Origin of the sequence: Williamsia sp., from assembly GCF_016462415.1 — a bacterium.
Taxonomy (GTDB): Bacteria; Actinomycetota; Actinomycetes; order Mycobacteriales; family Mycobacteriaceae; genus Williamsia_A.
The window spans coordinates 1-7,958 of sequence record NZ_JAEMTF010000147.1; the positions used below are offsets into that span (position 1 = coordinate 1).

At 63.4% G+C, this 7,958-nt stretch carries 9 protein-coding genes; 4 read left to right on the forward strand and 5 right to left on the reverse strand.

The window, feature by feature from the left end:
- On the forward strand, window positions 1-613 hold a 613-nt coding region (locus JHC79_RS21785), incomplete at its 5' end, for a PEP-utilizing enzyme (RefSeq protein WP_296394816.1).
- 115 nt (window positions 614-728) lie between these two features.
- Here the strand turns inward: JHC79_RS21785 and JHC79_RS21790 are convergent.
- The 3 genes from JHC79_RS21790 to JHC79_RS21800 form a co-directional block, all read right to left on the reverse strand.
- A complete protein-coding gene (locus JHC79_RS21790) occupies window positions 729-2,198 on the reverse strand; it encodes an alpha/beta fold hydrolase (protein ID WP_366783195.1) in 1,470 nt (489 codons plus the stop codon).
- A gap of 40 nt (window positions 2,199-2,238) precedes the next feature.
- Window positions 2,239-3,171 carry an NAD-dependent epimerase/dehydratase family protein gene (locus tag JHC79_RS21795; protein WP_296394820.1) on the reverse strand — a complete coding sequence of 311 codons (933 nt, stop codon included), beginning with the start codon at window positions 3,169-3,171 and terminating at the stop codon, window positions 2,239-2,241.
- 78 nt (window positions 3,172-3,249) lie between these two features.
- Complete coding sequence (locus tag JHC79_RS21800) at window positions 3,250-3,810, reverse strand: TetR/AcrR family transcriptional regulator (protein WP_296394823.1); 561 nt, start codon at window positions 3,808-3,810, stop codon at window positions 3,250-3,252.
- 933 nt (window positions 3,811-4,743) lie between these two features.
- Here JHC79_RS21800 and JHC79_RS21805 point away from each other — a divergent pair.
- Together JHC79_RS21805 and JHC79_RS21810 are read left to right on the forward strand one after the other, a co-directional pair.
- A complete protein-coding gene (locus JHC79_RS21805) occupies window positions 4,744-5,040 on the forward strand; it encodes an antibiotic biosynthesis monooxygenase (protein ID WP_296394825.1) in 297 nt (98 codons plus the stop codon).
- A 265-nt stretch (window positions 5,041-5,305) separates the two neighbouring features.
- Window positions 5,306-5,626 carry an amidohydrolase family protein gene (locus JHC79_RS21810; protein WP_296394827.1) on the forward strand — a complete coding sequence of 107 codons (321 nt, stop codon included), beginning with the start codon at window positions 5,306-5,308 and terminating at the stop codon, window positions 5,624-5,626.
- Window positions 5,627-5,673: 47 nt separating this feature from the next.
- Here JHC79_RS21810 and JHC79_RS21815 read toward each other — a convergent pair whose 3' ends face one another.
- Window positions 5,674-6,003: a hypothetical protein gene (locus JHC79_RS21815; RefSeq protein WP_296394829.1), complete on the reverse strand. Its 330-nt coding sequence runs from the start codon at window positions 6,001-6,003 to the stop codon at window positions 5,674-5,676.
- 155 nt (window positions 6,004-6,158) lie between these two features.
- On the opposite strand from JHC79_RS21815, the gene JHC79_RS23855 reads away from it, so the two are divergent.
- The gene (locus JHC79_RS23855; RefSeq protein ID WP_366783198.1) at window positions 6,159-6,848 is read left to right on the forward strand and encodes a class I SAM-dependent methyltransferase; all 690 of its coding nucleotides are present in this window, start codon (window positions 6,159-6,161) and stop codon (window positions 6,846-6,848) included.
- A 78-nt stretch (window positions 6,849-6,926) separates the two neighbouring features.
- Here JHC79_RS23855 and JHC79_RS21825 read toward each other — a convergent pair whose 3' ends face one another.
- On the reverse strand, window positions 6,927-7,805 hold the full coding sequence (locus tag JHC79_RS21825; protein ID WP_296394832.1) for a chromosome condensation regulator: 879 nt from the start codon (window positions 7,803-7,805) through the stop codon (window positions 6,927-6,929).
- Window positions 7,806-7,958: the final 153 nt, after the last annotated feature.

Here is a 7,958-nt window from a genome sequence, read left to right on the forward strand (position 1 = left end):
GCTCAAGCTGGGGTTCCGCCGCCTCGGTGAGGTGTTGGCGCAGTCTGGCCGACTGTCTGACGCGGATCTGGTGTTCTTTTTCGACCGTGCGGAATTGCATCACGTGGTCGACTCGGGGGACATCGCCGATCTGGTGCAGAGCGCGGTGAAGCGTCGCGAAGCGCTTGCGTTCCAGAGTGCTCTCGAGTTCGACGACGTGTTCGTCGGGCGACCGGTCCCGCTCGTCGCCAGACCGCAGCGCGGAGTCACCGACGACGAGATCATCGGTCGGCCCGCCAGCCGCGGAACCGTGGAAGGGGTGGTGCGAGTGGCGAAGTCGATCGTCGAAGCGCGCGATCTGCAGCGTGGCGAGATTCTGGTGACCCCGGTGACCGATGTCGGGTGGACGCCCTACTTCACGGTCATCTCAGCGCTGGTCACCGATATCGGCAGTTCGGTGTCGCACGGTGCCGTCGTGGCCCGCGAATACGGATTGCCCTGTATCGTCAACACTCTGGTTGCCACGCAGTCATTGGTGACCGGAGATCGCGTGCGCGTCGACGGTGACCGCGGTGTGGTCACCCGCCTAATTATGGATTCACCTGTTCGTGAAAGGGCTGTGACGCAGTCGTAGACGGCGACGGGACCGCCGCGGCAGTCCGCCCGGCCACCGCCGTGCCACCTCCCCTGAGCAAACCTGTCACTGCGGCGCCCAGCTCGTCGCGTGGCACCGCAGCGAGAGTCCGTTGTCAGTCGGTGCAGATCTGACCGTGTGGGGGAGGTACCAGATCTGTCAGGAATTCCGTCATCGCCGTTCGTGCACAGTGTGAGAACAGGAACATCGAGTAGTCATCGGCGTCCCTGGAGAGGATGACACTGCCGGGGAGTTGCCTGGCAGCTCCGAACGACCAGGAGTAGGGAGTCGACGACTGGTGTACTGACGCGAGGAACAGCGCCGGCGGAGCCGATGGGACCGGTGTTTGTTCCATTGATTTCGAGGCGACGGGCCATCCGATGCATCCGATGAGGTGTCGCCAGCCGGCGACCGCGCCACCGAGGTGTGGCGACAGACGGTGCGCCATCGTGGACAGCTCTCGGACGCCCGCGAGGTCGTCGACGACCGCCGGGTTGTCGGCACAGGCCTGCACCCGGGCTTCGACGAGATTCAGGGTCTTGTCCTGCGTGATCGTGAAAGCTGTTGCGTCGCCGCCCAACGCGCTGCGGATCGCCGCTGCGAATGCGGGCCACTGTGGCTGTTGGATGTTGAGGTAGTCCTGGGCCGCTGCGCGGATGTCGTCGCCGGTCAGCGCTCGCTGTGTGTGCGCGGGGATCGGCGCCTTGTCAGCGGCCGCGGTGAGTCGATCGAAGTCGGCCGCGACGTCGCGGCCGGCCAGCGGACACGCAGCGACCGAGGGCTGCGAGCCGCACCAGCGCGTAAAACGGTTGAACGATTCTTCGGCGGTCGTCATCTCTGCGGCCAGTCGCTCCACCGGTGCGGTGGTGGTGTCGGTAGCGCTGTCGTTCACCATCGCGCGGAGTTGGCCGGGAAACAGGCGAGCGTATGCGGTGCCCAATCGAGCGCTGTAACCGATTCCGTACCAGGAAATCTGAGCCTGCCCGAGGCCCCTTCGCACTGCCTCGACATCGCGTACGACGCTCGTCGTGTCCAGGTTCGACAACAATGCGGAATTCTCGGCCGCGCAGCGTGACGCGAGTGATCTGTTGGCGGCGACGACAGCGTCGAATTCGGTCTGGTCGGTGGGGAACAAGGGTGCTGCGGGGGAGTCGGCATTCGGCTTCGAGCAAGTGAATGGATCGCTGTGGCCGGTTCCTCGCAGATCGAGCGCCACGATGTCGAACCGGCGGGCGAGTTCGGACGGGGCAAGGCCGAAAGACAACCCGAATCTGAGCTGTTCGATGCTGGACCCGCCTGCGACATCGTTCAGCATCAGCGTCCCCACCTTGTGAGCAGAGTCGTCGGCAGGCCGTCGAACCAGCTGGAGGTCGATCATTGGACCATCAGGGCGAGTCCAGTCGGCCGGAACGGTCAAGACACCGCAGGACAATCCGCTCTGGCCGGCGTCGGCGCACTGGCGCCACGCGATCGCGGATGCCGTCGATCCGACCGGGGAGTCGTGCCCGGTACATCCGACGAGCCCGACAGTAGCGAGCGCAGCGACAGTCAGGACGGAGAGCCTACGAAGAAGGGAAAACGACATGGGAGATCCTTTGTTCAGTGAGCAGTCACTCACTAGCAGGTCAGAGGTGGGCGAACCAGTCGAGAGTCGATTGCAGGGCGTCCTTCAGCGGCGTGGGTCGCTGGTCGAAGGTGGCCTCAAAAGCGGTCGACACCATGTTTTGTGCGATGAGATGTTGGTAGAACATCTCGGCGTACTCGTTCATGAATTGCGAGTCGAAGGGACCTACGGGTGTGGGCTCGGCGATGACATCGACGGCAACGGGGCGGCCGAGAATCTCGGCCACAATCTGATGGATGGTCCTGGTGGACACCGCGGCGACGGTCGGGAGGTGCCACACTCTGCCGCTTGCGCCGTGCTGTCTGCCCAGGGTGACGAGCCCGGCCGCGACATCGGGAACGTAGGAGTACGAATGCGGTAGGTCGATGTTCCCGAAGGCGACGACCGGATCGCCGTGGATCGCCGCTGGGAAGAAGGTCGCCCCCAACGTCGACGCAAACACCCGTGGGCCGAAGAAGTCTGCAGCACGACCCAGTGACACCCGGACGGTCCCGGCCTCGTGAGCGGCGAGGTACCGGCGATCGAGCTCGGCGCGCATCATCCCCTTGCGCGAGGTGGCCTTCCACGGACTCTCCTCAGTGATGTGTGCACCGTCGGCGGTGCCGTAGGGGTAGAGCGTGTCGAGGACGACGAGGGACGAATCATGCTCCGCAGCAGCACCGATGACCGCATCGGCGATGATCGGCATCTCGGCGGTCTGGCGATGGTAGGGGACGTTCACGGCGTGGTAGACCACCGCCGCACCGGCGATCGCCGTGGCGGTCGCCGACTGATCGCGCACGTCGGCGACGACTACATCGACAGCGGGATCGTCGACAGCTGTCCACGACCGCGACACGAGTCGCGTGGGCAAACCCAGTCGTCGTAGTTCGTCGACGATGGCGCGGCCTGCGGGGCCGGCGCCGAGGACCACGTGGAGCTCAGATGTGGACACTGCGTGTTCCTTTCAGTGATTGATCACTCACCAATTGATGATTTGTATTTTTCATCCGCCCGGTCCAGATGTGGTGGGTCAGGCGTTGGGAAGAGAGTGTTCGATGCCTTCTGTCATGATGTGCGCCCACTCGGCGTCGAGGGCGAACGCGTCGACGGCCGTGAGGAGGTGACAGAGCTGTCCTACTGCCATGAACTCGCGGACTTCGGCATCCGAGGCGTCGGTGACAGCCCGAACCAGATCCACGACGTTTCCCGTACCGCGGCGCACCGCCGCGCAGATCCGCGGTTCAGACGCCGCCGCCAACGCGTGGACTTGAAGCATCAGCAACGATCGATCGGATATCAAAGCGGCATAGGCTCGTCCCATCTCGTCGAGTGCCGACCTCCCTGAGATACCGTCCCGCGCCGAAGCGCGCAGGGTGGTGACGATGCGCTCGTAACAGGCGTCAACCGCGGCGACGAAGAGGTCGACCTTGGATTCGAAGAGCTTGAATGCGTATGCCGTGGAGATCCCCGCCTCGGCCGCCACCGACGCCACCGGCGTGGCGTGGAAGCCGGCTCGAGCAAAGACCGATATCGCGGCGCTGATCAGCGCATCCGTGCGTTCGTCGGCAGTTCCGAGCGATCTGGAGGACATGTGAGTGACTGTACACTCACTCTTCGAGATCGCAAGTGGCGCGCCGGATAAGATCCCTTCAGAAGTGCACGATGCCATGGAGGTACCCGCCGGCGGGACGATCGCGGTGACGGGAGCAGCCGGCGCTGTCGGTGGCTAAGCAGTCCAACTGGCCAAAGCCGACGGCCTCACCGTCATCGCTGACGCCGCCGACAAGGGCCGCAATTCGCGCAGAGCGTCCGCACTGTCCCGCAGTGCGCTGGTGTTCGTAGGCAGCCGAGTTCGCGACACCGAGACAGTAGAAAAACTGCGCGACCAAGCCGAACAAGGGATCCTCACCCTTTGCGTCGAAGCCACCTTCCCGTTTGAACAAGTCGCGACGCACACGAATTGATCACCGCCAGAGGCGTACGCGGTCGACCCGTGCTGCTGTTCTAACTGCGTAAGTGACGCTCCGGCCTGGGCAGACGCGGCCTGCCAGGCCAACTCACGGCTACCGAAACCGCCCGCAGTACAAGGGCGCGTCCAAGATTAGCCACAGACCTGCCTGAGTGAAGGCTACAACCGCGGTGTCGAAAACAATATCCACCAATGGGATCGACGAACCTCAAGTTCAGCAAGCGCACAATACACTGTCTCACAGCGGCTTTCGGGCGCGCTGCGCCGACTCCGGTGTTCCACCGAACGAGGTGCGCTCAGTGGATCGAGGACCAGATCCATGAGCTGAATGAGGAACTCAAACCCGTTGCCAGACAACAGTTTCTTTGCGTCGCAACCGGCAACGGCGAGCGCATTTCGGGCATGTCCTTTCCCTGTACCACGGAGTGTCCTCTCTCTGCTCCGTGAATGCTAGAGGTAACACCGTGTTTCTCGAATCCCGGACCCGAGAATCCCTCCCTTGAGCGGTCGTTGGTGTGATGCTGGACCATGTCCACCACTTACAGGAGATCCGACATGGCAAACAAAGCGCTACTGGTCCGACTCGAAGCCAAGCCCGGCAAAGAAGGCGCGGTCGAGGATTTCCTCCGATCGGCGCTGCCTCTCGTCGAACAGGAGCCTGGCACGAAGCCCTGGTTCGCGGTGCAGTTCGGTCCCTCGACCTACGGCATCATCGACGCGTTTCCCGACGACGCCGCCCGTGATACCCACCTCAACGGACCAGTGGGCAAGGCCCTTGGCGAACGCGCCGACGAACTCTTCGCCACACCGCCCGAGATCAGCTACCTCGACGTGCTTGCCAACAAGCTCTGAACCAGCTGGCGGGCAGCACTCGCCACACGTTCGACAGAGGAGGTGAAGATTCAGACCGTCCGCATTGTCAACCCGATATCAGTTGTGCGACAGCGCAGTTTCATCGGTGACGGTTCAGGATCGGCGCATCGACTCCGGCGCGTGCCTACGGTTCCAGGCGGGAGTGCAGCTTCCACCTGACATAATGTATCTTATCGGCGTGTAACTAGGACGAGTTCAAACAGGTGCAAGATCCGACCGAAGGATCACCTCGGTAGCCTCGGACATGGCGTTGACACTCGAACAAGCTCTCGCCGTGGCAACGAACTCCGGATCGAGCACGGGCAACCCAGCCCGTCTGGGAGGCATCGCCGTTGGGCAACTGGCCGACCTGACAATCATCGACACCAGCGCGACACATCACCTCGGCGCCGGTCACCCCGTCCCAGCACTGGGCCTTCATGCGCGCGCAGCTGATGTCACCATCGTCATCGTCGCCGGCCGCCTGGTCGTCGAAGGCGGCGTACTGGTCGACACCGACGAACACGAGCTCCGCGCCCGCGCCGCAGCGGTCATGCAATCGATGAGCTCGCATGCGCGGCCCTAACCTGTAGACCGTGACCGGCGCCCCAGGCGGAGACCGTCAAACACCACCTAGAAGCAGAACGCATCGGGCGACGCGAAAGTGTCGACGACGACGGCAACACCTACCACGGTGCTGATCAGGGCCGCACTCACTGAGACCACCGACCTGCGCCACACAGCAGTGGCGAGAAACGGTGCAGCCCAAACACAAACGGTCGCGATGACCAGCCAGGCGCCGTCCATGTTGGTACGCGGTGGATCGCCGTTACAACGGCTGTCCGCGGCGAAGAACAACGCGAACTGGAGGACGGTACCCATGATCCACGTCCACCCTGCCGTGTAGCAGACCAGCAGTACACTCATCTTCACCTTGGCCGTATCGACCCGCCACTTGTTCATGGCTTCACCATCACCCCCGCCAGCGAAACCCGAATCGGTAGTTCTACTCACCGCTCGGCCGAGCCGTCCAGAACTTCGTCTATTGGTCTGCGTTCAACCGGCGAGACCCGTCCCCGACATGGCAATCTGCGGTCCGGCAAGACCGACATAACGCAATGTTATCGGCTCGGGATCGGTTGTGCGACAATGCAATTAAATACCTGGTCACGCTGCAATCTGCTCGGCAGATCCAGCTAGGTGCCGCCGCGCTGGTAGGCGGATTTGAGCCGCGACGACTCGCGGCGGCCGAGGCTGATCGCGACTTCGTGCTGGACTGGGCCAGGGGTGTCGACGGACTGATCCTCGACGTCGGATGCGGTCCCGGCCACTGGACCAAATACCTCGCCGATGATGGCTTGCTCGTCGAAGGCGTCGATCCGGCACCAGAGTTCATCAGTTCCGCTCTCGAGCAGTACCCCGGCCTCAGGTTTCAGGTCGGTGAAGCCGCACACCTACCCGTCGGCGACGCCAGCTTGGGTGGCGTTCTGTCGTGGTACTCGCTGATCCATGTCGAACCCGCACAGATCGGCGCGACGTTGACCGACCTCGCGCGGTGCGTGCGTGCTGACGGTGGACTGGCACTCGCATTCTTCGAGGGTCCTGAACTCACGCCGTTCGACCATGCTGTTGCCCCTGCATATTTCTGGCCGATCGATCTCCTGGCCACACATGTCGAACAGGCTGGTTTCGTGGTCACCGACACCCGAACACGCTCCGATCCAGGCGCGCGTCGACACGGAGCCATCACAGCTCGGCGTATCTCAGCGGGTCGTGACCTCGCACCCCCTCGGCGTCACATCGATTGAGTCGTGGCCGTGGGAAGATCGCCAGCAATGTCCGGCCATCACTACGTCTCCATCATCAGACGCGGTACGTTTCGTTGGCTATTTGGCTGCCCGTATTTCCGTCCACGCATCAACCTGCCGCTGACCGTGACCGTCGTCGCCGGTGCTGACAACTGTCCCATCGTCACGAAGTCCGAGGGTGTGCAAAGACCCGGCTGCTATTCCGACGAGGCCGCTCCATCCATCGACATCGCACTGACCGTGGCTGTTGTCCCCAGTAGCGAGAGCGCGCCCCTGGGTTGTGAGCGCAACGTAGTGATAGCTGCCTGCGCCGATCTGAACAACGTCTACCCAGTCGCCGATGCTGCGCCGCTCCGCCCCGTGGACTCCCGTCGACAAGACTCTCCCGTCGTCTCGTAGACCGAGCGTGTGCACATACCCTGCTGCGACGGCGGTGAGATTGCGCCACCCCTCGACGCCGCACTGTCCTCGACGATTGGCCCCGACAGCCACAGCTGTACCGTCAGAGCGCAATCCAACCGAATGCCAGTCCCCTCCGGAGACACCGACGATGTCACGCCACGCGGACACTCGACACTGTCCCTCGGCATGCCGGCCGGTCGCCAGAACAGTTCCGTTGCTGCGCAATCCGAGAGTTGTACGCCAGCCGGCGGCCACTGCGCGGATGTCTCGCCAGTCGCTCACATCGCACTGCGCGTCCTGGTCCCACCCTGAGGCGATCACGGTCCCGTCAGCCCGGAGTCCGATTGTGTGAGAACGTCCTGTGTTCCTTGCGGCATGGACGTTTCCGGCCGCAACAGCCACGACGCCCTCCCAGGACCCCACACGACACTCGCCGGCCGTGTCGCATCCAACCGCCAGAACGGTCCCATCCGACCGCAGCCCCACGGAATGGCGCCTCCCGGCAGCGATGGCTGTCGCATTACCCGGCACGACGCGACTTCTCTGCCTCGGCATGCTCGAGATCAGCGATGTCCATGCCTGCCATCATAAGAAATCTAGTTGACCCGGTACCTCCATCGGACGCGACCAGGTGCAGGGCAGGTCGATCCCACTGTCCCGAATCTTGTGATGTGAGAACTACTCCGGAGCGGGCGGACGTTGTCCCAC

What these genes read in the sequence shown, in the direction of transcription:
- JHC79_RS21805 (WP_296394825.1), top strand. Translation starts at nt 4,744, where the DNA reads ATGGCAAACAAAGCGCTACTGGTCCGACTCGAAGCCAAGCCCGGCAAA.
- JHC79_RS21800 (WP_296394823.1), bottom strand. Translation starts at nt 3,810, where the DNA reads ATGTCCTCCAGATCGCTCGGAACTGCCGACGAACGCACGGATGCGCTG.
- JHC79_RS21790 (WP_366783195.1), bottom strand. Translation starts at nt 2,198, where the DNA reads ATGTCGTTTTCCCTTCTTCGTAGGCTCTCCGTCCTGACTGTCGCTGCG.
- JHC79_RS21810 (WP_296394827.1), top strand. Translation starts at nt 5,306, where the DNA reads ATGGCGTTGACACTCGAACAAGCTCTCGCCGTGGCAACGAACTCCGGA.
- JHC79_RS21825 (WP_296394832.1), bottom strand. Translation starts at nt 7,805, where the DNA reads ATGCCGAGGCAGAGAAGTCGCGTCGTGCCGGGTAATGCGACAGCCATC.
- JHC79_RS21815 (WP_296394829.1), bottom strand. Translation starts at nt 6,003, where the DNA reads ATGAACAAGTGGCGGGTCGATACGGCCAAGGTGAAGATGAGTGTACTG.
- JHC79_RS23855 (WP_366783198.1), top strand. Translation starts at nt 6,159, where the DNA reads ATGTTATCGGCTCGGGATCGGTTGTGCGACAATGCAATTAAATACCTG.